Source organism: Bacteroides sp. OM05-10AA (assembly GCF_003439055.1).
Classification (GTDB): Bacteria; Bacteroidota; Bacteroidia; order Bacteroidales; family Bacteroidaceae; genus Bacteroides; species Bacteroides intestinigallinarum.
Map to the genome: position 1 here is coordinate 32461 of NZ_QSUR01000012.1, position 25791 is coordinate 58251.

At 36.9% G+C, this 25791-nt stretch carries 24 protein-coding genes and 1 tRNA gene; 4 read left to right on the forward strand and 21 right to left on the reverse strand.

The features are described from left to right. Positions 1 to 40 precede the first annotated feature (40 nt). The gene (locus DXB58_RS11340) at positions 41 to 940 is read left to right on the forward strand and encodes an AraC family transcriptional regulator (protein WP_025819263.1); all 900 of its coding nucleotides are present in this window, start codon (positions 41 to 43) and stop codon (positions 938 to 940) included. 226 nt (positions 941 to 1166) lie between these two features. Here DXB58_RS11340 and DXB58_RS11345 read toward each other — a convergent pair. After that, positions 1167 to 1251: transfer RNA gene (locus DXB58_RS11345), tRNA-Ser, on the reverse strand. Between the two features lie 133 nt (positions 1252 to 1384). Here DXB58_RS11345 and DXB58_RS11350 point away from each other — a divergent pair. The 3 genes from DXB58_RS11350 (at position 1385) to DXB58_RS11360 (ending at position 6253) form a co-directional block, all read left to right on the forward strand. Next, a complete protein-coding gene (locus DXB58_RS11350) occupies positions 1385 to 3886 on the forward strand; it encodes an endonuclease MutS2 (RefSeq protein WP_122136771.1) in 2502 nt (833 codons plus the stop codon). A gap of 86 nt (positions 3887 to 3972) precedes the next feature. Further along, positions 3973 to 5025 (forward strand): magnesium/cobalt transporter CorA, encoded by a 1053-nt coding sequence (gene corA, locus DXB58_RS11355; protein WP_122136772.1) that lies wholly within the window; start codon positions 3973 to 3975, stop codon positions 5023 to 5025. Positions 5026 to 5044: 19 nt separating this feature from the next. Next, positions 5045 to 6253: an L-serine ammonia-lyase gene (locus tag DXB58_RS11360; RefSeq protein ID WP_117932093.1), complete on the forward strand. Its 1209-nt coding sequence runs from the start codon at positions 5045 to 5047 to the stop codon at positions 6251 to 6253. Between the two features lie 64 nt (positions 6254 to 6317). Here DXB58_RS11360 and DXB58_RS11365 read toward each other — a convergent pair whose 3' ends face one another. The 20 genes from DXB58_RS11365 to DXB58_RS11465 form a co-directional block, all read right to left on the reverse strand. After that, positions 6318 to 6818, reverse strand: coding sequence for a PepSY-like domain-containing protein (locus DXB58_RS11365; protein WP_122136773.1), 501 nt, complete (start codon positions 6816 to 6818; stop codon positions 6318 to 6320). A gap of 41 nt (positions 6819 to 6859) precedes the next feature. Next, the gene (locus DXB58_RS11370; protein ID WP_032843210.1) at positions 6860 to 7306 is read right to left on the reverse strand and encodes a PepSY-like domain-containing protein; all 447 of its coding nucleotides are present in this window, start codon (positions 7304 to 7306) and stop codon (positions 6860 to 6862) included. 119 nt (positions 7307 to 7425) lie between these two features. Continuing rightward, positions 7426 to 8985, reverse strand: coding sequence for an ATP-binding protein (locus DXB58_RS11375; protein ID WP_122136774.1), 1560 nt, complete (start codon positions 8983 to 8985; stop codon positions 7426 to 7428). A gap of 535 nt (positions 8986 to 9520) precedes the next feature. Further along, positions 9521 to 10489, reverse strand: a complete 969-nt coding sequence (locus tag DXB58_RS11380) for an NAD(P)-dependent oxidoreductase (RefSeq protein ID WP_122136775.1) — start codon at positions 10487 to 10489, stop codon at positions 9521 to 9523. Beyond that, on the reverse strand, positions 10486 to 11607 hold the full coding sequence (locus tag DXB58_RS11385; protein WP_122136776.1) for a glycosyltransferase family 4 protein: 1122 nt from the start codon (positions 11605 to 11607) through the stop codon (positions 10486 to 10488). The genes DXB58_RS11380 and DXB58_RS11385 overlap by 4 nt, the downstream gene beginning before the upstream one ends. Positions 11608 to 11622: 15 nt before the next feature. Beyond that, the gene (locus tag DXB58_RS11390) at positions 11623 to 12717 is read right to left on the reverse strand and encodes a glycosyltransferase family 4 protein (protein WP_158571564.1); all 1095 of its coding nucleotides are present in this window, start codon (positions 12715 to 12717) and stop codon (positions 11623 to 11625) included. Further along, entirely contained in the window at positions 12695 to 14017 is a 1323-nt protein-coding gene (locus tag DXB58_RS11395; RefSeq protein ID WP_122136778.1) for an O-antigen ligase, read from the reverse strand. The genes DXB58_RS11390 and DXB58_RS11395 overlap by 23 nt, the downstream gene beginning before the upstream one ends. 1 nt (position 14018) lies before the next feature. Continuing rightward, positions 14019 to 14765: a glycosyltransferase family 2 protein gene (locus DXB58_RS11400; protein WP_122136779.1), complete on the reverse strand. Its 747-nt coding sequence runs from the start codon at positions 14763 to 14765 to the stop codon at positions 14019 to 14021. A 9-nt stretch (positions 14766 to 14774) separates the two neighbouring features. Next, positions 14775 to 15533: a glycosyltransferase family 32 protein gene (locus DXB58_RS11405; RefSeq protein WP_122136780.1), complete on the reverse strand. Its 759-nt coding sequence runs from the start codon at positions 15531 to 15533 to the stop codon at positions 14775 to 14777. Positions 15534 to 15819: 286 nt separating this feature from the next. Further along, the gene (locus DXB58_RS11415; RefSeq protein ID WP_122136781.1) at positions 15820 to 16461 is read right to left on the reverse strand and encodes a galactoside O-acetyltransferase; all 642 of its coding nucleotides are present in this window, start codon (positions 16459 to 16461) and stop codon (positions 15820 to 15822) included. Between the two features lie 7 nt (positions 16462 to 16468). Further along, the gene (locus DXB58_RS11420; RefSeq protein ID WP_122136782.1) at positions 16469 to 17470 is read right to left on the reverse strand and encodes a 3-oxoacyl-ACP synthase III family protein; all 1002 of its coding nucleotides are present in this window, start codon (positions 17468 to 17470) and stop codon (positions 16469 to 16471) included. Positions 17471 to 17476: 6 nt separating this feature from the next. Further along, positions 17477 to 18235 carry an SDR family NAD(P)-dependent oxidoreductase gene (locus tag DXB58_RS11425; protein WP_122136783.1) on the reverse strand — a complete coding sequence of 253 codons (759 nt, stop codon included), beginning with the start codon at positions 18233 to 18235 and terminating at the stop codon, positions 17477 to 17479. A gap of 5 nt (positions 18236 to 18240) precedes the next feature. After that, positions 18241 to 18468, reverse strand: a complete 228-nt coding sequence (locus DXB58_RS11430) for a phosphopantetheine-binding protein (protein WP_122136784.1) — start codon at positions 18466 to 18468, stop codon at positions 18241 to 18243. Positions 18469 to 18733: 265 nt separating this feature from the next. After that, positions 18734 to 19693: a hypothetical protein gene (locus DXB58_RS11435; protein WP_122136785.1), complete on the reverse strand. Its 960-nt coding sequence runs from the start codon at positions 19691 to 19693 to the stop codon at positions 18734 to 18736. 2 nt (positions 19694 to 19695) lie between these two features. Continuing rightward, positions 19696 to 20034, reverse strand: a complete 339-nt coding sequence (locus tag DXB58_RS27615) for a hypothetical protein (protein ID WP_147338725.1) — start codon at positions 20032 to 20034, stop codon at positions 19696 to 19698. Positions 20035 to 20040: 6 nt separating this feature from the next. Further along, on the reverse strand, positions 20041 to 20961 hold the full coding sequence (locus DXB58_RS11445; RefSeq protein ID WP_122136787.1) for an NAD(P)-dependent oxidoreductase: 921 nt from the start codon (positions 20959 to 20961) through the stop codon (positions 20041 to 20043). A gap of 2 nt (positions 20962 to 20963) precedes the next feature. Continuing rightward, complete coding sequence (gene rfbG / locus DXB58_RS11450; RefSeq protein ID WP_122136843.1) at positions 20964 to 22040, reverse strand: CDP-glucose 4,6-dehydratase; 1077 nt, start codon at positions 22038 to 22040, stop codon at positions 20964 to 20966. A gap of 3 nt (positions 22041 to 22043) precedes the next feature. Beyond that, positions 22044 to 22823 carry a glucose-1-phosphate cytidylyltransferase gene (gene rfbF, locus DXB58_RS11455; protein WP_122136788.1) on the reverse strand — a complete coding sequence of 260 codons (780 nt, stop codon included), beginning with the start codon at positions 22821 to 22823 and terminating at the stop codon, positions 22044 to 22046. A gap of 6 nt (positions 22824 to 22829) precedes the next feature. Then, on the reverse strand, positions 22830 to 24176 hold the full coding sequence (rfbH, locus tag DXB58_RS11460; protein ID WP_122136789.1) for a lipopolysaccharide biosynthesis protein RfbH: 1347 nt from the start codon (positions 24174 to 24176) through the stop codon (positions 22830 to 22832). A 72-nt stretch (positions 24177 to 24248) separates the two neighbouring features. Beyond that, the gene (locus DXB58_RS11465) at positions 24249 to 25781 is read right to left on the reverse strand and encodes a lipopolysaccharide biosynthesis protein (RefSeq protein ID WP_122136790.1); all 1533 of its coding nucleotides are present in this window, start codon (positions 25779 to 25781) and stop codon (positions 24249 to 24251) included. Positions 25782 to 25791 lie beyond the last annotated feature (10 nt).

A 25791-nucleotide genomic window follows, 5' to 3' on the forward strand; every position in this document is an offset into this window, starting at 1 on the left:
AAGAATGATGTATATTTGCAGAAAGCAAAAAACAAGAGTGATGAAAGCTATAATCAATCCCGAAAGACTTGTAAGCGTTCCGTTCAATAAAACGCAATGTGGCGTAGACTTCTACATTAACACAGGCGAAAGCAAGGACATCTGTGGTGTCTTGACCGAGCATAAGGCGTTTAAGACAGATTTTTTCAGCTTCTATTTCTTTCGTCGTGCCAATGGATATTTGTTGCTGAACTTCCGAAAAGTGGAGTTACGGGATGGTATGGTGCTGCTTTTGTCGCCGCACCAGCAACAGGAATGGCACGTGAACGAGGTAGAACTAGATTACACTTTTCTTATTTTCCGCGAAGACTTTATGCGCACGTTCATTGCTGACAAGTTCTTCGTATATCGGCTGTTGTATTATTATCAGACTGATACACCGCCCTACTTGTTTGCCGAGCCGGAGGAGCTGACGGAATATATGCGCCTCTTAAAAAAGATAAAACAAGAACTACAACATCCTGTGGTAGACACTTACAACCTCATTGTGTCAGTGCTTTATTATCTACTGGTAATTATCAACCGGGCATACGCTCAAACTTATCGTCTACCTGTCGAAGTGCCAAAAAACAATTACGCATTCAAATTCAAGGACTTACTCGAAAAACATATCCGAACGACACAGCGCGTTCAAGAATATGCTGATATGCTTCGGGTAAGTCGTATCACCTTGAATAATTCTGTCATGGCGCAATTTGGTGTATCAGCCATTCACTTACTCAAGCAACGTCTTTTGGAAGAGCTGAAAAATGAGCTACTGTTCTCCAATCTGAATGTGAGCCAACTGGCAGACGAGTTCCACTTTTCCGACCCCAGTCACCTCATGCGTTTTTTCAAAAAAGAAACAGGCAAGACTTTTACCCAATATCTAATGAATTACAAAAGAGGAATATATGAATAGAAATTTCATATTTGGCAAATGAATTCCATATTTAAGATATTTATTTTTTTGAATAACTATATTTTTCGTCATAAAGGTTCATTCTGCCAGTCCATAGAAATACCAATCGCTTTGTAATTGACATTCTTTTGAAGAATCTTAAAAAATACAAAAACACCCAATTTTACATTCTTGGGTGTAAAAAAGGGTGTAAATCTCGCAAATGCTTGATTTACACCCTTTATTGCGGAGAGACAGGGATTCGAACCCCGGGTACCTCGCAGTACAACGGTTTTCAAGACCGCCGCAATCGACCACTCTGCCACCTCTCCAAAACTCCTTTATCAGAAGTGCTTTCTGTTGAAAGCGGTGCAAAGGTACGAATCATTTTTAAATCTGCAAACATTCTGATATTTTTTTCGCGAATTAATCGTATTTTTGCAGTTCATTAGTAAGAACAGAAATATGATATACCCTCAAAACTTTGAGCAAAAGATAGGATTCGACCAGATAAGACAGTTACTAAAAGATAAGTGCCTCAGTACTTTAGGTGAAGAAAGAGTTACAGACATGAACTTTTCCGAGCAACATGAAGAGGTTGAGGAGAAATTAAACCAAGTAACAGAGTTTGTCCGCATCATCCAGGAAGAGGACGGATTTCCCGATCAATTTTTCTTTGATGTTCGTCCTTCGCTAAAACGTGTGCGGATAGAAGGAATGTATTTGGACGAACAAGAATTATTTGACCTACGCCGTTCATTAGAAACCATCCGTGACATTGTACGCTTTCTACATCGGAATGAAGATGAAGAAGAAAACAATACCCCCTACCCCAGCCTGAAACGACTGGCAGGAGATATTGCCGTGTTCCCGCAACTGATAGGAAAAATAGATGGCATCCTTAACAAATATGGAAAAATCAAGGATAATGCCTCTACCGAATTAGCCCGCATACGTCGCGAACTTGCCAGTACGATGGGAAATATTTCCCGTTCATTAAACAGCATCCTGCGTAGCGCGCAGTCCGAAGGATACGTGGACAAAGATGTAGCTCCCACCATGCGTGACGGACGTCTGGTGATTCCAGTTGCCCCCGGACTCAAGCGAAAAATCAAAGGTATCGTACACGATGAATCCGCCAGTGGAAAAACAGTGTTTATAGAACCGGCGGAAGTGGTAGAAGCCAACAACCGCATCCGCGAACTCGAAGGTGATGAACGACGTGAGATCATTCGCATCCTTACCGAGTTCTCGAATACCCTTCGTCCATCTATCCCGGAAATTCTTCAATCATACGAATTTCTGGCAGAGATAGATTTTATCCGTGCGAAAAGTTACTTCGCCATACAGACCAATAGTCTGAAACCCGCCGTAGAGAATGAGCAACTACTGGATTGGACAATGGCAGTGCATCCTTTATTACAACTTTCATTAGCCAAACATGGAAAGAAAGTCGTACCACTGGATATAGAGCTCGATCAAAAACAACGTATCCTTATTATATCCGGACCGAATGCCGGAGGTAAGTCCGTCTGTTTGAAAACAGTCGGTTTGCTGCAATATATGCTGCAATGCGGTATGCTGATTCCCTTGCACGAACGTAGTCATGCCGGTATATTCAGTAGCATCTTTATCGATATTGGTGATGAGCAATCTATTGAAGATGACTTGAGTACCTACTCTTCTCACTTGACCAATATGAAAATCATGATGAAGAGCTGTAACGAACGGAGCCTCATCCTGATTGATGAGTTCGGTGGAGGTACGGAGCCGCAAATCGGAGGTGCTATTGCCGAAGCTGTACTGAAACGTTTCAACCAGAAAGGAACATTCGGAGTCATCACTACCCACTACCAGAATTTGAAACATTTTGCCGAAGATCATGAAGGAGTAGTGAACGGAGCCATGCTTTACGACCGTCATCTCATGCAAGCACTTTTCCAATTACAAATCGGTAATCCGGGAAGTTCGTTCGCCGTAGAAATTGCACGAAAAATCGGACTACCGGAAGATGTCATCGCAGATGCTTCGGAAATCGTAGGAAGCGAATATATCAATGCAGACAAATACCTTCAGGACATTGTACGCGACAAGCGTTACTGGGAAGGGAAACGTCAAACCATCCGTCAACGGGAAAAGCACATGGAAGAAACCATTGCCCGTTACCAGACAGAGATGGAAGAATTGCAAAAATCCCGGAAAGAGATTATCCGGCAAGCAAAAGAAGAAGCGGAACGCATGCTTCAGGAATCCAATGCCCGCATTGAAAATACGATTCGTACGATAAAGGAAGCACAAGCCGAAAAGGAAAAGACACGCCAGGCACGTCAGGAACTGACAGACTTCCGTACTTCTCTGGATGCACTGGCATCTAAAGAGCATGAAGAGAAAATTGCACAAAAAATGGAGAAACTAAAGGAGAAGCAAGAACGGAAGAAAAACAAGAAGAGCGAACCGAAAGCTGCAGTCTCTTCTCCCTCAAGTGCCCCTAAAATAGTGCCGATTGCAGTAGGAGAAAATGTAAAAATCAAAGGACAGACAAGCGTCGGCCAAGTGATGGAAATCAGTGGTAAAAATGCGACTGTTGCTTTTGGAAGCATAAAAACGACCGTAAAAATAGACCGTCTGGAACGTGCCAATCATACGCCCAAGACGGAAGGGATTGCAAAAAGCACCTTTGTCAGCAGCCAGACACACGATCAGATGTATGAAAAGAAGCTTAGCTTCAAACAGGACATTGATGTACGCGGAATGCGTGGAGATGAAGCCTTACAGGCAGTCACCTATTTTATTGATGATGCCATATTAGTCGGCATGGATCGTGTACGTATCCTTCACGGCACAGGAACGGGAATACTTCGTACACTTATCCGCCAATATCTGGCCACCGTACCGGGAGTCAGCCACTATGCCGACGAACATGTACAGTTTGGCGGTGCCGGAATCACAGTAGTCGATTTTGACTAACACGTAAACAAAACGTTCAAAGAACTTGTTCTCATTTAGAAAACCACTACCTTTGTTACAGTGGTTTTCTAAAACGAGAATAAAGCATGAAGAATAATCTGTTAAGCGAAAAGCTTATTTATACAGGAGAAAGTCTTACTCCTACCCATTTACATCTTTGTACTTACAATGCTACCGAGATGCAGGAAAGCTCTAGTGATACTTTTCAAGCCATCAAAGGTACGCTAAACAACGATCAAATCAACTGGCTACAAATACACGGAATGAAAAACACAGAAACTATCCGGGAAATTTGCAGTCATTTCGAAATAGACTTCCTTGTTTTACAAGATATATTAAATGCGGATCATCCGACTAAGATAGAAGAACATGATAAATACATTGTCCTGATCTTAAAGATATTCTATCCGAACAAACATAAAGAAGAAAATGAACTGGACGAACTGCTCCAACAGCAAGTCTGCCTTATCATAGGAAATAATTATGTACTGACTTTCCTCGAAAAAGAAACTGATTTCTTTGATGATGTCAGTTCTGCCTTGCGTAATGATGTTCTGAAGATACGCAGCCGTCAAACAGATTATCTACTTAGCGTACTGCTCAACAGCGTGATGGGAAACTACATTTCAACCATCTCTTCCATCGATGACGCACTCGAAGATTTGGAAGAAGAATTGCTAACCATCACCAGCGGAGACGACATCGGTATCCAGATTCAGGCATTACGACGCCAATATATGCTAATGAAAAAAGCAATTCTCCCCTTAAAAGAACAATATATAAAGCTACTGAGGGCAGAAAACCTGCTCATCCATAAAGTGAACCGTGCTTTTTTCAATGATGTAAACGACCACTTGCAATTTGTATTACAAACCATCGAAATCTGCCGTGAAACCCTTTCTTCATTAGTCGATCTTTATATCTCCAACAATGATTTACGTATGAACGATATCATGAAGAGGCTGACCATCGTATCCACTATTTTCATCCCTTTGACATTTCTGGTTGGAGTATGGGGAATGAATTACAAATGGATGCCGGAACTGGAATGGCAGTACGGGTATTTATTTGCCTGGATTATAATGGCAATTATCGGTATTATTGTATATTTGTACTTCAGAAAAAAGAAATGGTATTAACAAAAACACATCATTAGTCATGAAATCAATTAAAGAGCTATATAGAATAGGTACAGGACCTTCCAGTAGCCACACAATGGGACCACGCAAAGCTGCCGAAATGTTTCTGGAACGTCATCCGGATGCCGCATCTTTTAAAGTAACCCTTTACGGCAGTTTAGCAGCTACAGGCAAAGGGCACATGACGGATGTAGCTATTATAGACACTTTACAACCCATCGCTCCGGTAGAAATTGTATGGCAGCCCAAAGTCTTCCTACCGTTCCATCCCAACGGAATGACATTTGCAGCTCTGGACAGTAATGATAAAGTACAGGAAAACTGGACTGTTTACAGTATTGGCGGCGGTGCACTGGCAGAAAATAATGATAATCCGACCATCGAAAGTCCGGATGTATATGGCATGGAAAACATGACCGAAATACTTCAATGGTGTGAAGATACCGGAAAAAGTTATTGGGAATACGTGAAGGAATGTGAGGAAGAAGATATATGGGATTATCTGGCTGAAGTGTGGGCCACCATGAAAGATGCCATTCACCGTGGACTGGAAGCGGAAGGAGTACTTCCCGGCCCACTAAACCTTAGACGAAAAGCTTCCACCTATTATATACGTGCTACCGGATATAAACAATCCCTCCAATCAAGAGGACTTGTTTTTTCTTATGCTTTGGCAGTAAGTGAAGAAAATGCTTCCGGTGGAAAAATTGTGACCGCTCCTACCTGTGGTTCCTGCGGAGTGATGCCTGCCGTACTATATCATCTCCAGAAAAGCCGTGATTTCAGTGATATGCGCATTCTACGTGCGTTAGCCACTGCAGGATTATTTGGCAACATTGTCAAATTCAATGCATCTATTTCCGGAGCAGAAGTAGGTTGCCAGGGAGAAGTAGGCGTTGCCTGCGCAATGGCTTCAGCTGCCGCTAATCAATTATTCGGAGGTAGCCCGGCACAGATTGAGTATGCAGCAGAAATGGGATTGGAACACCATCTGGGAATGACTTGCGACCCGGTATGCGGATTGGTACAAATTCCTTGCATCGAACGAAATGCATACGCCGCTGCACGTGCGCTGGATGCTAATCTTTATTCAGCTTTCACCGATGGTATGCACCGTGTCTCTTTCGACAAAGTTGTGCAAGTAATGAAACAAACCGGACACGATCTTCCATCACTTTACAAAGAAACAAGTGAAGGAGGGTTAGCTAAGGATTATAAACAAATGTAATTATAAAAAACAACGGGCTATTCCTTTTATCGAAATAGCCCGTTTTGATTTTTATGACTAACAACTATTCAGTCGGCGGCCAATTCGTATCGTCTCCATTGCTAATATCTTTTTCATGTAGCAATCCGCCTTCCTGTAAGAAATAAAGCGCATAGCGTTGGCTACCTTGCTTCACTTGAATCACAGATTCCGTCGGATTTTGTGGAAAAGTCAACACATATACATCCGTCACTACCCATGCATTATACTTGGAATCCATGAAAGCCGTATAAACAGCCGGTACCAGCTGGTCTATGCTATTCAGTTCATTTTCCGTCATCACCCAATTGGCATTGGCATCAAACCAGACCTCCAGTTCGTCATTACTTACCCAACAGTCAGCTACATAATAGGCACCTTTCATCTCCCATTCTACATTCTGGGCAGCCGGATATACCTGTTTTAAAGCTTCTGTAATATTACTGGGCGGAACAAAAGTATCATCATCGTCATTATCACATGCGCCAAACGAAAGAGCAGTCATCACCAATACCACTGCCCAAGCGCTAAACTTAAATCTCCACATAGCTATCTTCTTGTTTAGGTCTATTTATCACAAATCTTCAGTTAATCATCAGCCTTGATAAACTTTCCCTTCTTATCAAATTTGAAAGAAAGTCCGGTAGACAATTCTATTTCATATCCTTTGCGGTCACGTTCGACTTTGGTCACTCCTTCGTTCACAAAATTATGAGACTTCAAATAATTGACAGCAAATCCCGGAATAATACTAACAGGAACAACCTGTCCTTTCTTTGCACTTACCTCTTCCCAGTTGCCCTTGCTATCAAAATCAATTTCCGTACCATCCATCAATACTACTTCATACTTGGTAGACTCCATCATATCTTTATCAATCTTGATATGAGCCACCTCTGGTTTCGTAAAATGACTATTGATAAAATTACGTGCCGGAAGCGGTAACTGATTCATGTCTTTGGTAATTACATCTTTTGCAAATGAAAACTGTACGGCTACAATAGCCAACACAAGTAAAGATAGAATTTTCTTCATAATCGTTATTCTTTTAGCGTTAATACTATACTTTCGTTTCATACAGCAAATAACGATACAGATTCTGGAAAGATTTAGGAATCATGCGAGTTTGCTCTTTTTTTGTATTCTTTAACCATCTATTCTATCTTCCATTCTCCTATTGTACACCGTTCACTATCAAAGCTGATAGCAACCTTCACAATCGGCAACCCACATAAAGCAAAACGTTCAGGATAATTTTTCAAGTCAATCTGTTCCATCGCTTCATCCGCATTCTTATCCAGTTTCAATTCCATTACATATAAGGTAGTCTTGGTGCGCAATACCATATCCACACGACCACGGGGAGTACGCACTTCCACATCAACATAGTTACCCAACAAACTGAATATGATATAAAACATCTGTTGATAATGACCCTCATATCGGGTGTTGTCGCAGTAAGGAATAGTAGACAAAAATGTTTGCAGACGACGCAACGCCGCATCCATATCACCATTCCGAATATCACGGGAGAGATAAGCCACCATCGTAGTAGTTTCCCGCGTTTTGCTGGCAACATAATTGGGCAAAAGACTCTTCATCAAACCCAACCGCACTTCCTTGTTGGGAATATCCAGTGTATACAAATCCAGAGTTTTATCATAATCCTTTATCGTAATATAACCACTCTGATATAATAACGGGATAATATCAGTCATTGTTTCAGTAGGAGCATCGAAGGCAGAAACCTCCGCATGATTATTCCCGATTTCAGAAGGTTCTACATTGAATTTTGCCAGCATTTTTATCAAATATGTAGGTGTACCGCTACCAAACCAATAAGAATTAAACTTTCCATCAGCAAAAGCATTAAGCAAACTGAATGGATTATATATATCCGGAGATGGATAAGTGAAATGATAACCATCGTAGTTTTCTTTCAATTTCTGCACTACTTCTTCAGATGAAATCTCCATTTTTATAGCCAAGTTATCAATATCCTCTCTCATTTGGATAAGCATCTCATCTTCTGTAATGCCACAAATAGCAGCATAAGGCTCATCCATACTAATATTTTTAATATTATTCAGCTCACTAAAAATACTAAGTTGAGAAAACTTTGTTATACCGGTCAGAAATACATAGCGTAGATAAGGGTCACAAGCCTTTAATGGACTATAAAAATTACGCATGATATTGCGCAATATGCCCAAATTTTCGTGTTCATGCACCACATCCAACAGAGGAGCGTCATATTCATCAATAAGCACGGCCACTTTCTTGCCAGTCTGCTCATAAATACGTTTAATAAGGTTAGTCAATCGCAGATTGGCATTTTCACTCACAGTATCAATACTAAACATGCGTTCATGTTCAGCCAGCATGAAGTCAAGCAGACTTTCCAATCCCTCTTTATCCACATGCTTCGCCATACTCAAATCGAAGTGAAGTACCGGATATTCCACCCACTCTTTCTCCAGTTTCTCTATGGCTAACCCATGAAACAATTCTTTGCGCCCGGAAAAATAGCTATGTAGCGTGGAAGTCAGCAATGATTTTCCAAAACGTCGTGGACGGCTCAAAAACATATATTTAGAAGAGGAATGTGTCATCCGATAAACATATTCCGTTTTATCAATATAAAGATAATTCCCTTCTTGTATTTCAGAGAATGTTTGTATCCCAATTGGGTACAATTTTTGCAAATCTTCCATATCTGTTAGTTTTGTTACAAAGCTACAAAAAAATATCAGATTTGCATTGATAATGCTCACTTCTTCTGCACACCAACTCCTTAAAACGCAATATACCAACCATCCTCACGGACAGTTGGTATATTTCACATATAGATACATATCAGCTTTTAGGCCGATATGAGGGTCAAGTTAGAAATATACCGCTGTACGATTTCTAACCTGCAAAATGTAGGGATTTCATGAGTTCATCATGAATCTAGGGACCTACATATTCTTTTATATTTATAGTTTGTGATTCATTTTTTAATATCAACGATCTTCACAGACAGTTGATATAGTGGGAAATTCACATCGGCTTTAACCTCCGATGCCAGGGCGTAAATAAGAAATGTACCGTCGTACGATTTCTAATCTACAATGTAGGAGAATCATGCTTTTTACAGCATGAAGCTAGGGACCTACATTTTTTTCATCTCACATACAAACACTCTTCGTGTTAATTACATCTCAACATATTCAACATTTATTATATACCCAATTTATTTCAGAAAATTCATCTCAAATACAGATTATCATTATCTCTATACCAATCCTTAATTGCTTCCTCAAATGTATAATGAAATTTATAACCTGAATCAGCCAATTTCTTTCCGCATATATTAGTAGAGATCATTAACTTCTTCACACGAGCAGGACAAATACCTAAAGCTTTTCCCCCTAACGGACCAACAATACTTGCAACTGTCATTAAAAGACTTCCAGATACCTTGACAATGATACGTTGTAGCCCCGTAGCCTTTTTCATCGTTTCGACTATTTGCTCAATAGTAAAAGCTGGTTCAAATGTACAGTTATACAACTCGACTCCTTCATTATGATTCTCCAGCCGATAAAGCATAAAGCAAACTAATTCTTTCACATAAATGCAAGCTTTAATCGTATCTTTACGACCCGGATAGAAGAACTTACCGCCACGGATCCCCCAATACAAACGGGTAAAGTTGCCATTTTCTCCTTTGCCGAATACCACACCCGGACGAACAATAGTAAGTTGTCGTTCGTTCGTTTTTTTTGCCTGCCAAATCGTATGTATTTTTTCGGCCACTAACTTAGAAATTCCATAAGGCGTGTTCGGTGTAGGAAGCGTCTCTTCAGTTTTCAAATCTTCAGCTGCACCATAAGGTGCTATGGAACTGGTAAAAACTATTTTCTTTATCCCGAACTTCTCCGCAAAAGTACATACATTCTCCGCACCACGGATATTCGTTTCAAAGTATGCTTGATCCGGATGCCCCGGAGTACGATGAACGGCCGCAAAGTTAAAGATGACGTCTTCGGAAGTAACGAGAACATCAATGTTTATATCAAAACGAACATCACAGTTGATATACGTAGATTTACCTTCATGGTCGTTTTCCTCAATATCCAGATTATAAATTTTGGTACCTGGATATAGATTATTAATTAGAGCAACAAGGTGGGTACCGATAAAACCTGAACCGCCAAATATAAAATAATTCATTTCATTAGATGATTAAATTCATTATATTTCAACTCTACAAACTCTTTTATTTCCTTTTTGAACCGTTCTTCGGAGAAAGTCTCAGCATGATTACGTATTTTTTTAGGATCAAATGGCTCTTCTAAATTTTCAAATCTTTCCACTGCATCAATAATCGCATCAGCAGTTTGTTTATAAAAGAAAAGTCCTGTAACTCCGTCTTTTACTGTTTCAAGAGAACCTCCTCTACCATATGCAATAACGGGTGTTCCACATGACTGCGCTTCAATTGGAATCATACCAAAATCCTCATCTGCTGCAAAAACAAATGCTTTAGCTTTCTGCATTTTCTCTTTTAATACAGCAAATGGTTGATACCCCATTACATTTACATTATTACCAGCCATCGTCTGTATTTTCTCCAAATTAGGACCTCCACCAATCACTACCAGCTTTTTATCTGGCATGCGATTAAAAGCTTCGACAATAAGGTCTATTTTCTTATATCCTACCAAACGACTACTAGCCAGATAAAAGTCTTCTTTCGCTTCGTACAAATCAAAGTTAGATATATCAATATTCGGATGAATCGTCACAGCATCTCGCCGATAAGTTTCCTGTATTCTGCGTCCAACGTAATCTGAATTACTAATAAAATAATCTACGTGAAAGCTAGAAATTAAATCCCATTTACGAATACGATGAAGCATATATTTTGCCAAATAGCCTTTCATCCCTTTATCCAATCCTGATTCTTCCAGATATTCATGATACATATCCCAAGCATAGCGTATAGGAGAATGGCAGTAACAGATATGCAATTGATCCGCTTTGGTTAGAACTCCTTTCGCAACAGCATGAGAAGATGATATGACAACATCATATCCACGCAAATCAAACTGTTCTATAGCGAACGGAAATATAGGCAGATACATTCTATACTTCTTTATTCCTAAAGGCAAGTTCTGAATAAATGATGTATGGACTTTATTCCAGTCGATACCTAATTCATCACAAACTTCCTTTTTAGCAACCAAGGTATAAATATCCGCATTAGGAAATACATCCAAAATAGCTTTTACGACTTTATCAGACCCCCCAACGGTCACTAACCATTCTTGAATGATGGCGACTTTCATTTCTCTCAATATTATTTATATAATTGATGATATTTCTTTCAAAAGCATTTTTCCGAATTTCTCCTCATTTAAATGGTCTCTTATCACGCAATAAACAGCATTCGAAACTTCTTGATACCAATGTTCATCATCATAAAAATTCAATATTTTTTCCACTAAATCAATTACATTTCCTTGTTCAAATAAGATTCCATCACGATAAGATGGGAGAAATGCTTCAACAATTTCTTTCATGCCATAATCATCAGTGGCAATTGTCGGAATACCTAGTGCCCAGCTTTCTGTCATTGATAGAGAAAATGTTTCAAAAGATGATATTGAAGGAATTATTACTAAACTAATTTGATTGTTAATAAGATAATCCGCAACATTTGATATTAGTCCTGTATAGATACATCTAACCGAAAAAGATTGTAACTCTCTCAAATACCTTTTATCCAAAAGGTTACCAATCACATGCAACTCATAATTTTCGGGTAAAGCCTCCATAGCTTTAAATACAACATGGTGGCCTTTAAATTTAACGACATCCCCTATTATTGCTATCTTATGAGATGAATAGCTGATATTTGCTTTTTCTTTTAAAGGTATAGGATTATACAGAACAAAACTCTTTTTCAGATTTTGTCCGGATAGCTGTGAGAGTGTGTATCTCGATACACCAAAAATTCGTTTTACATATTTATTCTTTAAAAAGCAATCTACCATTCTCCTCGTCTGATTATCTATATATATGACATGAAGATGAGATATCATTTGGATTCTTACTTTCTTGTTTACTAATATACATACAGGAAGAACGTTCTGGTGCTGGATATAGAGCAAATCAAAATGCTTTTCCTCTAGCAGCTTACACAACATTTGATATATAGAAAAAATATTATAGACTAATAAAAAATAATCTTTTATCTTTTTCTTCCCGCTAGAATACGGAATTAACTTATAATGGTATTGTTGATAATCAAACAATAAGTTAGATATATCATTATCTTGCCCCGGAACAAAAACTGAAACATCGTATTTCCTTGAGAGCGTATCACAGATACGCTTCGTTATGATTTGTCCCCCACCGATATTTTCTCTCCCCTCAACAATCAGAATTTTTTTCATGAACATATTTATTATACCCTAAAGCTAATACCAAAAACACCCACATATACAAAGCATAAACAAGAGAATTAGATAACGCAACGGCAACATTAAAAAGTCCTCCGATAAAAAACATTCGGCCAAAAGGTTTATCATTCCGATACTTCCATAGTTCTTTCACCACGCCTAATAAAAATAACAACAAAGCGATGCCACCCAGTAATCCTTGCTCCGCAAAAACACAAGCGTAAAGATTTTGAGGAAAGATTCCTAAACTCAACATCTCACCAAAAGATACAATTCCCATTTTAAATTCATATAGATGCATATAATAAACACTATTTCCTACTCCCACTCCGAAAAGAGGTTGACTACAAAAAATCTCCCATCCTATCCTACCTGTATAATTCCTAAAACCACCACTATCCAATGTATGATCTGCCGCACTAAAAAAATTGACTGCTTTATTCAAAAACAAAGTCTCAAACAAATCATAATATCCACTTTCAAGTAATATAAAATATCCTACACCAAACAATATTAAGCTCAGAAAGACAATAATTATTTTTTGCTTTTTAGTTGTAGAGCACAGAAAATATGACAACAGAACCAATGCAACAAAAGCAATAAGCGATGTAGAAAATGTAAAAAATAACGATAAAATATTTATAATCAACATAAATAACCATGTATTCTTAGAAAATAGGTTTTTCGCATAATAAGTGAATAACACAACCCATACTTGATAAACAACATAATTACCAGGTTCTTGAGATAAGCCGCTACTTCTAAAATCATATTCGGACTTATGTTGAAGGAACGAAGGTAAATCCAGTATCGGGTCATAAATAAAAAGAGCAAATAAAGAATAGACAGCTATACATGTCCCTATAATTACAATATACTTTCGTAAATGGTTAAAATACTTATATAAATTTCGTTCTCGATAAACACCTGCGAGAGCTGCAAAACAGAAAAGCATATACACGATTTGTAATACTGCAAAAAAACTATTTCCAAACTTAAAAGACTCCTTGGCTTCAGGGTATCGCAAATAAAAATCAGGAGGAATATCAAGGAAAAAGAATGAATAACAAAAACTTATTATAGGAGAAAAAACAAATAATACCCATAATGCAATAAGTTTACTATTCCAAAATCCATGATTTCTATATTTTAAAAGTAAAATTAGAGACAGTAACTCATATATTTTAAAACTGCCACCTATCCGAAGGACCGGAAATTGTTGAAACCCTATTAATAGAATAATAAGATAAAGTAAGAAGTAGTGTTTCTTAGAAGACAATAATACTGTCGACATTCTACTTTGTAACAAATATAATAGATTTCAACATAATCCCCACCATTCTCTTCAAACACAGATATAGATTAACAATTAAGGGTACTGTATGATATTTTTTTCTTATTCTGAATGTTTCATATTGGCATTTCATTGAAAAACTAGCTCCCCCTATTTTAAAAACCAGTACTGGCTGATCATAAAATGCACAACGAAGATTTTTACCTTTCCGCATCAGCAGTTCATAGTCAGCACAAATTTTATATTCCAATGAATATCCACCTATTTCTTGAAAGAGACTCTCATTATGCAATGTAGAACCATGAGAAATATGCATATTTCTCTTTTCTTTTTTCCAACAAAATGGTTCTCCTATTTTTTTTATTAATCTACCTTTCAAATCCACAAAATATGCACACGCTGTTATTATATCATAATTTAGACAAGACTTTTGATGTACATATTGCATATACGGCAACAATGAATTATCAACCAATATATCATCGGCACCTATAAACATAATCCAGTGCCCGGTAGAGTACGATATACCTTTATTCCATGCATCATAAATACCTTTATCCGGCTCTGATATTAACACATCTATTTTATCTCCATAAGAATGAGCTATATCAAGAGTATTATCTGTTGATCCTCCATCAATAATTAATAACTCTATTTCACTACTTTTCTGCTCAACTATACTTGTCAAGCAAGTATTTAACGTGTTACCTGCATTATAAGTAGCAATAATTATAGATAATAATTTCATCTTAAATCTCTATTTATGTTTATACCACCGACTATGTTTTATTAACAACTTTATTTTTCTCCAGAATGATTCTTGCTCCATCCAAGAATTATCACAATAATGCACTATATATGATTCAGATGTACGTGTTCTAGGATCACCGGCTAATACAGATGAATCATAAATCATCATATTATTGTCAAGTAGTTGGCTCATATCACAATACTTAAAGCCATGGCGAACAGCAATACTAGCAATAATGGTAGGGTTAATAATATCCGTATACAAACTTCCATCTTCCCGGATAAAGTGATGAGATTCATAGAAATCCATACATTCACGTATAAATACATTTTGAGCTTTGGCTCCCATACAAGCAGCCAAGATTCCCATTCCACAGACATCTATTATTTTTCCTTCTAAAACCCTCTCTTGATATTTACCAATTGTCTCAAACAAATTCGGATGAAATTCCACTGCAGAAAAAAAGTCCCATGATAAAAATCCATTCAAATTCTTAAAGACTTTTACATCTGTATCCAGATAAATTCCTCCCTCAGTATAAAGCGCATACAATCGTATGTAATCTGATGCAAATGCCCACATTTTCTGTTGTATCGCCTCTTTAACCCATGGAACAGAGTTTATATCAAAGCTTTTCTCATTCCAGCACTTTATAGAATAATCCGGCATATATTTCTCCCATGACTTAATACAATCTTTAACAGATGCGGGTAGAGGAGCACTGCCTAACCACACGTAATGAATTTTTCTTGGAATTTCTAACATGCCCTGCTTTTATTTATTAATATCATACATACTAATTCAGTCCAAATTATTTAATAGACTTATTACTTTACATAAATTTCCAACTGCAATACAATCAACCGGGATGGATTTAGTAACCACACTTCCACTGCCTATTATTCTTCGTGCACCGATAGTCACTCCTTTTAATAATATGCAACGAGTACCTATTATCCGAAACGTCACCCTATTCCACAGAATATAAAAGTTCATCCGAAGTTTTCTCGGTAAACGATACAACTTAGATATAAATTGTTTAAAAAACATTCTATGGACGGAATTTAAGATAAGATTGTATTTGCTTAATATTATCAATGTAAAATTTTTGATAGACTTTTTCATATTCACATATATCAATTCTATCATTAGGAGCATACATTTTTAATTCATGTTCTTTAACCTCTTCTGGAGAATATGAGAAACCGACAATTTTTGCAGGATTCCCAATCACGACAGCATAAGGGGGTATTTTAAAACGTACTACACTTCCAGCACCAATATTTGCTCCTCTTCCTACATGACACCCTTCCATCAATATCACATTTGCCCCTATCCAAACATCTTCATGAACAATAATATCCTGTTCAATATCTTCTGAACGTTTCTGGATTGTTTCCTTTATAAACTCACCTACAACTCGGTGATGATTACCTGTTATTATTGTCAATCCTTCAGCTGCACCAGAATTCTCTTTCATAATAAACTTACCCGTATAACTAATAAAACGAAAGCCATCAAAAATATTTGTATTATCATATAGGTACATTCTTTTTAGAGAACTACAACTGGCAGGAATACCAAGCATAACATTTTTTCCCCTGTACCCCAGTTCCCTTTCATAACAAGAGGCTATTAATGATTTGAACTTTCTATATATCTTAATTATAAGACATGAAAAAAAAATCTTCATATAATTATCATTCAAATTTTAACATTGTACCTCCCCAACTCAAACCTACACCAAATCCAGCTACCATCAGTTGCATACCGGAGCTAATCATTCCTGTATTGAGAATATTCTTTAATCCGATCATAATAGTCGAAGATACAGTATTACCCGTTTCCTCCAGATCAACATAAAATCGTTCTTTAGGTAAAGAACAGACTTTTCTGATTGTATCAAGCATAAATTTATTCGCTTGATGAAATAGAAAATAGTCTACGTTATCTAATATTAGATTATTCTTTCTCAATATCTGCTGCATCATGTCAGGTACAACATTTAAGGTAAAATTGAAGATAGCCCCTCCGTTCATATACAGATAATCATCATATTGCATATGCCCCTCTTCATCAACAACCGCTAACCCAGTTCTATCCTTTTGTCTAGCCGCACCAGTTCTCACAATCAAATTATCAGCACCGCTACCATCCGTTCCCAGAATAAATTCCCCCATCCTCGCAAAGCCTTCCGTTGATATTAAACAAGCCGCTGCTCCATCTCCAAATATAGAGCGATTGCTTTTATCTGATGGATGCAAATACTTGTTATAAGTTTCGGCAGTAAGCAAAAGTACATTCTTTGCTATACCTCCAGCTATCAATCCCTTAGCCACAGCCATACCGTATATACAACCCGAACATCCCAAATTATAATCAAACGCGCCTGCTGTTGTCGGTATACTCAACCTATGTTGTAAGACACATGCTGTAGATGGCAGAAAATAATCTGGACTTTGCGTACAAAACAATACAAAATCGATTTCTAATGGAGAAATATGATACTCAGCAAACAACTTTCTTGCAGCTTGCTCCGCCATATCTCCAGCTGTTTCATCCTTTGCAGCTAGATGACGGCTATTTACTCCTACTTTTTTTGCAACCTTATCCACATCCCACTCGGGAAAGCTTTGTAACAATTCTCCATTACTCACAATCCTCTCTGGCAGATAATATGATATACCTTTTATAAACGCCATAAACAATCATTTACTTAAATTAAATACTCCCCCCGAAATTTCAACATTAGAACCCGTCATCCAAGATGATGCATCAGACAACATATAAACAGCTAAGTTGGCTATATCTTCCGGACATCCATATCTCTTAAGCGGATAGCGTTTCTCATCTTCTTCAAGTTCTTCTCTTGATATACCTTCCTGCAAAATCAAATCTGTCCAAACCATTGCTGGACTAATACAATTTACTCTAACATCTCGGGGAGCTAACTCCACCTCAAGGCAATTTGCATAAGAAATAATAGCACTCTTAGATGCACTATAAATAGCATTCCCTATACTTGGAGAATGAGATGCCATCGAAGCTATAAAAACTACGGATCCTCCTTTATGTATTTTCTTTTTCTGAAGTATTATAGTTTGAAGTAATACAGGGGCCTTAAAATTGATATTCATTACAGAATCAATATCCGTTTCCTCCAATTGTCTGCAAAGTTTACGCTGCCCGATGCCGGCGCAATGAACAATACCATTCACTTTAGGCATTATATCACAGATATAATTAATTCCATCTTTTGAAGTTAAATCTGCAATCAAGACTTGGTGCCCTTCTCCTTCCAACTGTGAGAATGTTTCTTTCAAACGTTCCTCATTTCTTCCACTGATAAGAATAGTCGCCCCCATTTTTGAACAAGTCACCGCAATACCACGCCCAATACCAGACGAAGCACCAGTAATTAAAACGATTTTTCCCTCTAAGGAAAAAGGATTAAAATGTCCTGCCATATATTCTACTTAGATAATACTAATTCGAATAGGTCTTTCACCGTTTCACACGCTCGAATTTCTTTACCTGTGACTGTCTTCCCATATTGGGTTCTTACCAATGCTATTACCCCCATAGCAATAAGTGAACTCCATTCATCTAAGTCCTTAAATTTAGTATCTGACGTTATTTCTGATGCTTCAGTGTCATCAAACTGTTCTATAAAACTATCTATAAACTCTTTTAATTCCATAAGTTAAAAATTATATTAATATTTACATACACCATTACAAAAAGCATCTCATTTTCTGACATAAAGAGCGAAATAGATTTACATAATTAAAAAGAATTGCATAATACCTCCATTTCATATAATTGGCATACATCTCTTTTATTTGTTCTATATGCCCGGTATATAATATAAGACCTGTTATTCTTCCTCGGTTAATTCAAATCAAAATATTAATACGAGCTTTTTTATAATTCAATAAATTGAGATACAAAACTTTCTTCTATTTTCACATTCTTTTTATTAACAATTTTAATCGGTTCAAATTATACTTTCCTAAAATACATAATAACAAGCTATTCAACAGTCCATACAATCTACTCCGAAATGTTTTATATTGAGTTTTTTTCAACATATCTTTTTCAAAATCATCGTCATATTCACCTAAATTCTGTGATGTAAAAGGATAAAAATCATTTTGATATACATTATTTGAAAGTCGTAAAATACTAGAATCACTATGAGTGCCAACAACACCGATATTCTTTACTAAATTGACAATAGGATATACCCCATAAGATTTATCTTTTATACAATTCAACATAAATACGTAATCCCAACAATGTGTCCGATCTATGAAATCCGCTAGCTTGTCAAAACGATCTTGAAAAAAAAGAGCAGCACGCCGAGTATAAAAATAATTCTCAAAAAGACCTTGGGATATCACTTCTTGGCTTGTTATATTAACATTTATATTTTGCCAACGATCACGCCAAGTTGCAAATCCATAAAAATAAAACATATCACTGTAAATATGATCTACATCATTTTTTATCTTATAGTTCTTAGCATAATTCGCTCCTGAAATAAATCCTACATTCTTATCATCTCTGTACTTATTCAAGAAGAAATCACAATACTCAAAAAAAGCTATCGAAGGTATACTATCATCTTCCAACACTATTGCTTCCTCCTCATTTTTAAAGACCCAATCTTTAGACCCTAAGGTAGAAACATAAATATCAACATATTCATCACGGAAAAAAGTATGTAATTCACAATCCCAATCAATTTCTTTTACCCATGAACGAATTTCTTCATTATTCTTCATTTCTTCAGGGTAACCAATTCGTGCTTTATTACTATAAAAATACAACTTCTTAGGTTGTGCCTTTTTGATTTGATCAAACACTTGCCGAGCATATACCGGACGGGCAAAAGTTTCAAACAAGACTGCAGAATTGACCATAATTACGACTGTTTATTTAATAATTTATTATTGATGACTAACATTATTAAAGTCTTTTCTTCAGCCGACAAACCGAAAGAGTAGACCGTAAAATATGTATAAGCAAATGAAATCAACGTTGCAAGCAAAACGTTCAAATTTTCTTCTAACAACAAATAATGCAAAATACCATAAGGTAACACTATCATGGCTATTCTTACTACATTATAGAGGCCATAGTTGGTAACACCAAGTACATTAAGTACAATTCGAGAAGAAAACAACCCTACAGCTATAGACACGAAAAGCTTAACATATAACGCTATCGTATTAACTGTTATTCGTTTGTTTTCTGGAGTCATGCAATACTATTGTTTTTGTTGAAGTGCCTCTACAAGCGTAGTTGAAGGTAACATATTCAATGCATTTTTTAGTTTCATGGCATTCAAACGTAAGCATCTAATATTCCCATCTCTACGCGCTTCTTGTCCAAAATAAGAATCTTTGCAAGGAACATTAAAAAAGTCAAACAATGTTTCTATAAGTTCACGAATAGACTGAAACTTTCCTCCTCCCATATTATATACCCCTGATGGTAAACCTGAATTTATGGATTTAGAAATGATGTTGAACACATCTTCCATAAGGATAAACTCTCTCGTTTGGGTTCCTGCACTAAAACGTGGTTTTTCCGGATTCAGTCCCTGCTTATATGCCTGTAAATATTGTAAAACGTATGGAATTAAGCGAGTACCTGGTTTAAAATCATCATACGAAAACATATTAGGTAAGATGAAATGCCAATAAGTAAAATCTCCCCAAAAACTTGCCATATAACGACTATACAAACGTTTAGAAAGTGCATAATCATTGGTTACTGGCAACAAGCTACTAATAATCTCTTCTTCCGTAAAAGCCTTTCCATCCTCATCATTCACGCCTATCTCCATGTAAGAACCAAAAGATATATAAACACCATTATAACTCTGTTTTTTTAGATTAAGCGTGATATCAATGGGCGCTTGTACATTTAGTTGATACATTAGCGCAGCATCTGTATTAAGTGCGGCTTGAACACCCGCACCAGCTGCATAAATAATCACATCAGAATCTAACAAAGGTATTACATCTAACGAAACTTTCACTAAATCAACATGTGTAAAAGTAGTGCATGAATATCCTATGGGGTTACTCAATCCATAAACATCAACCTCATTCTTCAAATCCATAAAGTATTTGGTAAGAGCAACAGACAGCATACCGTTAGAACCAATAATTGCTATTTTCATAATTACTTCAAAAACGTATTAATTTCCTTAATACATAGTTCATAGACATCTTCGTGTGTATAATGCTTATACCAATCGACTACAAGCTCTATACATTGGTTCATATCCATTCGGGGGCTCCACCCTAGACGAGTCTTAGCCTTATTTATATCAAGCATCAGAAGACTTGCCTCATGCAAAGTCTCCAAATTAGAGGAATCACGAAGTTCCCCTCTCCCATAATTCTTGATAATCTCTGTAGCTACTTCCCAAACAGTAGCTACAGAATCAGTTTCCGGTCCAAAATTCCAACCTTCACAGTATTCCGTAGGTGCATTCCACATTTTTTGTGCAAGAAGTATATAACCGCTCAACGGTTCTAGTACGTGTTCCCAAGGACGCACAGCTTTAGGAGAGCGAATATCAATTGGAGTTCCTGCTTCAAGCGCCTTGATGCAGTCAGGAATTATTCGATCAAGAGCCCAATCACCACCTCCAATTACATTACCAGCACGAACACTAGCTATTGATTTTCCATGTTTATCATACTGTGCCGGATTAAAGAAGCTTCTCCGCCATGAAGAAATTACTATCTCACAAGCTCCTTTTGATGAACTGTAGGGATCATATCCTCCAAATGGGTCATCTTCTTTATAGCCACTAAATTGTTCCTTGTTCTCGTAGCATTTGTCAGTGGTTATCATGATACCCACCTTTACGCAATCTGTTACCCGTATAGCTTCCAATATGTTAATCGTTCCCATTACATTCGTTTCGTATGTTTCAACAGGAACTTCATAACTTAAACGCACTAGAGGTTGAGCAGCCAAGTGAAATACTATTTCAGGTTGATATATCTGAAAGATTTCTTTCATTCGCTGACCATCACGAATATCAGCACGCAGGTCAGCTTTTATTCTTTCTCCTATTCCAGACAAAACATAATTATCTTTATCTGTAGCCGGATCTTTGGCTACTCCAACTACTTCTGCTCCAAGTTCATGGAGCCAGATAGAAAGCCAACTGCCTTTAAAGCCTGTGTGTCCAGTTACAAGAACACGCTTTCCTCTATAGAAATTATTAAATATATCTATATTCATCATTTACCACACTTTCCAGGGAGCTATCCCTTTATCCCACATTTCATTGAGTTCCACATTATCGCGCAGTGTATCCATCGGCTTCCAAAAACCTATATGACGATAAGCATGCATTTTACCATCTTTTGCCAGACCTTCAAGAGGCTTACGCTCAAAAACAATAGTATCATCACACACAGGAATATATTCAAAGACCTTAGGTTCGCAAACAAAATAGCCTGCATTCACCCAATTACGATCACCATCGGGCTTTTCTTGAAAAGAAAGTACCTTGTTGTTATCCAAATCTATTTGTAAAGCTCCGAATTTGCCTCCGGGCCTGTAAGCCGTTAATGAAATGTCACAACCTGATAATTCATGTTCCTTAATGCTCTCTGCTATATTTATATCTGCCACTCCATCTCCATAAGTAAGAAGGAAGCGTTCATCACCAATATATTTCTGTACTCGTTTCAAGCGCCCTCCCGTTTGGGTATTCAACCCTGTATCAACCATTGTCACTTTCCAATTTTCAGAGTGATTATCGAGTATTTCAACACTATTATTAGATAGATCGACTGTCAGGTCACTATTATGACGAAAATAATTGGCGAAATATTCTTTTATAACATATTGCTTATAACCGCAACAGATTATAAATTCATTAATTCCATAATGACTATAAGTTTTCATAATATGCCAAAGAATAGGCTTTCCACCTATTTCAACCATCGGTTTGGGAATAAGATTGGTAGCCTCACTCAAACGGGTTCCAAAGCCTCCTGCAAAAATGACTGCTTTCATTATCCTCTACGCTTTACGGGATGTAACAAATTCCTTGATTGTGGAAATCATATATTGGAGTATTTCTTCAGTCATACCCGGGTAAACTCCAATCCAAAAAGTATTATTCAATATAAAATCTGTACCTTTCAAGTCACCGACAACACGATAACCTTCACCAGTTTGCCGCATTTCGTTAAAAGCCGGATGTTTCAACAGGTTTCCCGCAAAAAGATTACGGGTTTGTATTTTCTTACTTTCCAAATATTCAGATAATTCATTACGAGTGAAGTTGGCGTCTTCTTTCACTGAAATAAGAAAACCAAACCAACTGGGATTAGAGTTCTTTTGAGGTTCAGGAAGTATTAGTCCTTCTACACCCTTCAAACCATCAAGTAAAGTCTGAAAATTCTTTCTCCGAGCCAATACTATACTGTCCAACTTATCTAATTGGGCACAACCAATAGCTGCTTGCATATCGGTTAACTTCAAATTATAACCAAAATGAGAATAAACATATTTATGATCATAACCTACAGGTAACTCACCAAATTGTTTACTGAAACGATATTTGCAGGTATTATCAACACCACCTACACACCAGCAGTCACGTCCCCAATCACGGAAAGAATTAGTTATCTTATTGAGCAATGAATCATTTGTATACACAGCACCACCCTCACCCATTGTCATGTGATGAGGAGGATAAAAACTGCTAGTACCAAGATGTCCGATAGTTCCTGTTTTTCTCGTTTCACCATTGATGGTATATTCTGAACCCAATGCATCACAGTTATCTTCAACCAACCAAAGATGATGACAATCACAAAAATCTTTCACAGACTGTAAGTCGAAAGGATTCCCCAATGAATGGGCAATCATGACAGCTTTGGTTTTATCAGAATAAGCAGCTTCCAATTGAGTTATATCTATATTATACTCCGGGATCGTTACATCTACAAACACCGGAATTGCACCATACTGAATGATAGGTGTTACTGTAGTGGGAAATCCACAAGCCACTGTTATAACCTCATCTCCCTTTTTTATACGACGTTCTCCCAATAGTGGAGAAGTCAATGTCATAAAAGCTAATAAATTTGCAGAAGACCCAGAATTTGTCAGGGAGCAATATTTAACTCCCAGCCAGTCTGCAAAACGTTTCTCGAATTTATGAGCCCAAGGTCCTGCTGTTAACCAAAAGTCCAAAGATGAATCAATCAAATTAACGAGTTCTTCAGCATCAAAAAAGCGGCCACCATAATTTACAAAACTCATCCCTGGTTCAAAGACTTTTGAGTTCCGATGAACTTCATTATAATATTCACGAGATAACAGAAGGATTTGTTGCTTCAGAGTTTCTTTTTTATTCATAAGCAGATCTATTTTTTTAGTAGTTATGTGAGACATTCATAATATGCCTAAAAGAAGACCTCTTTAGTTAAATTAGTTACGCTTAAAAGATCTACATATAAGGTCATAAATAATTTTTTTTTCTTTATACTCTAAACTGAAGATATACATCAAACCTAGCAATACGCTCCATGAACATAATATATTGACAACCAAACGAAAAAAATTAGCATCTCCCATTATCTTATTAATCAACAAAGACGGCAATAAGGACAAAACGAAAATTAAAATCATCTTGAATATGATATCTATATAGAATTTCCTAATAGGAAATTCTATTAAAAATGTAATCATATAAAAAGCCACAATGAATGCTACAATCTCATTTAATATGCCAACATAAAACATTGTAGACGGCGGAGTCCCTAAGTAATAGCAAAAATAACACAAGGGTAAGTAGCATGCGAATATCAATGAAGAAACAATAGAAAACTTTTTCATATGACCAATGGCTATAAACAAAATGCCACATGAATTGGACATGATATGAGAGAAGCCCAATAGCAATGATAACTGAGAAAATTGGATAGAATAGTCAGGTGCTTCACCTAGCCACAGCTCCAGCAAATATTTAGTTTCTATCATTAATGGTAACATTAGAAAAAACATCAAATATCCTTGCACTTTTACAGAGAATAAAGTCAAGGATACTGCTCTCTTATGATCGCCATTAGCATAGGATTTTATTATTTGCGGATTAACAGCCTGTCCCAAATTATTTGCAAAGCTTCCAACTACTCCTTGTAACTGTTGCCCTATGCCTCTTGCTGCATTTAATAATACACCATAAAATATATTCAATATAATATTTCCACTCTGATCTCGGATAATCCCAGTAAATGAAGACAGCCCAGCAAAGAAAGAGAATGGCAACATTTCTTTAGATATTTTTTTATCAATAATAATACGATACTTTGATTCTTCAAATTCTATGCGACAATATATACCATATACAACCCTGACAATAAGAACAACAACAGTCAGCAATACAGCATATAATACAAGATGGTCTCCTCCTATAAATTGCAACAATACAACCACACCCAACTTTAAAACGGATTCGCCTGTATTAACAATAGCAAAGAAATCCATCCGCTCATGAGAAATAACCAATGCTTCATAAGGAATGATAATCATTCTAAGAACAAAAACTAATATCGAACAAATCAAAACCCAATAGGCTGCATCCAGTCTATCGGAAGGGATTACTAAGACTTCATACAAAAAGTAGTTTGATAAGAGCCCCCCTACAATTAACACGAAAAGAGCACCTACCGTAATGATATTTACAATAGTGGAAAAGGTATCACAGAGCATTTTTTTGTCATTAAGTGCTAGCGCATAAGTGATGAAACGCGTTGTAGAACTTGTGAAAAAGTTAGAGAACATGATAAGCATAGTTACAAAACCCGCTATCACATTATATACTCCATAGTCTGTAACACCCAAAACTTGGAGTGTTACCCTACTAGCATAAAGACCAATCAGCAATGATACAATCTGACGAATATAGAGAAAAACCGTGTTCTTTGCTATTCGCTTGTTATCTATTGAAATTTCTGTCATGAAAGGTTCA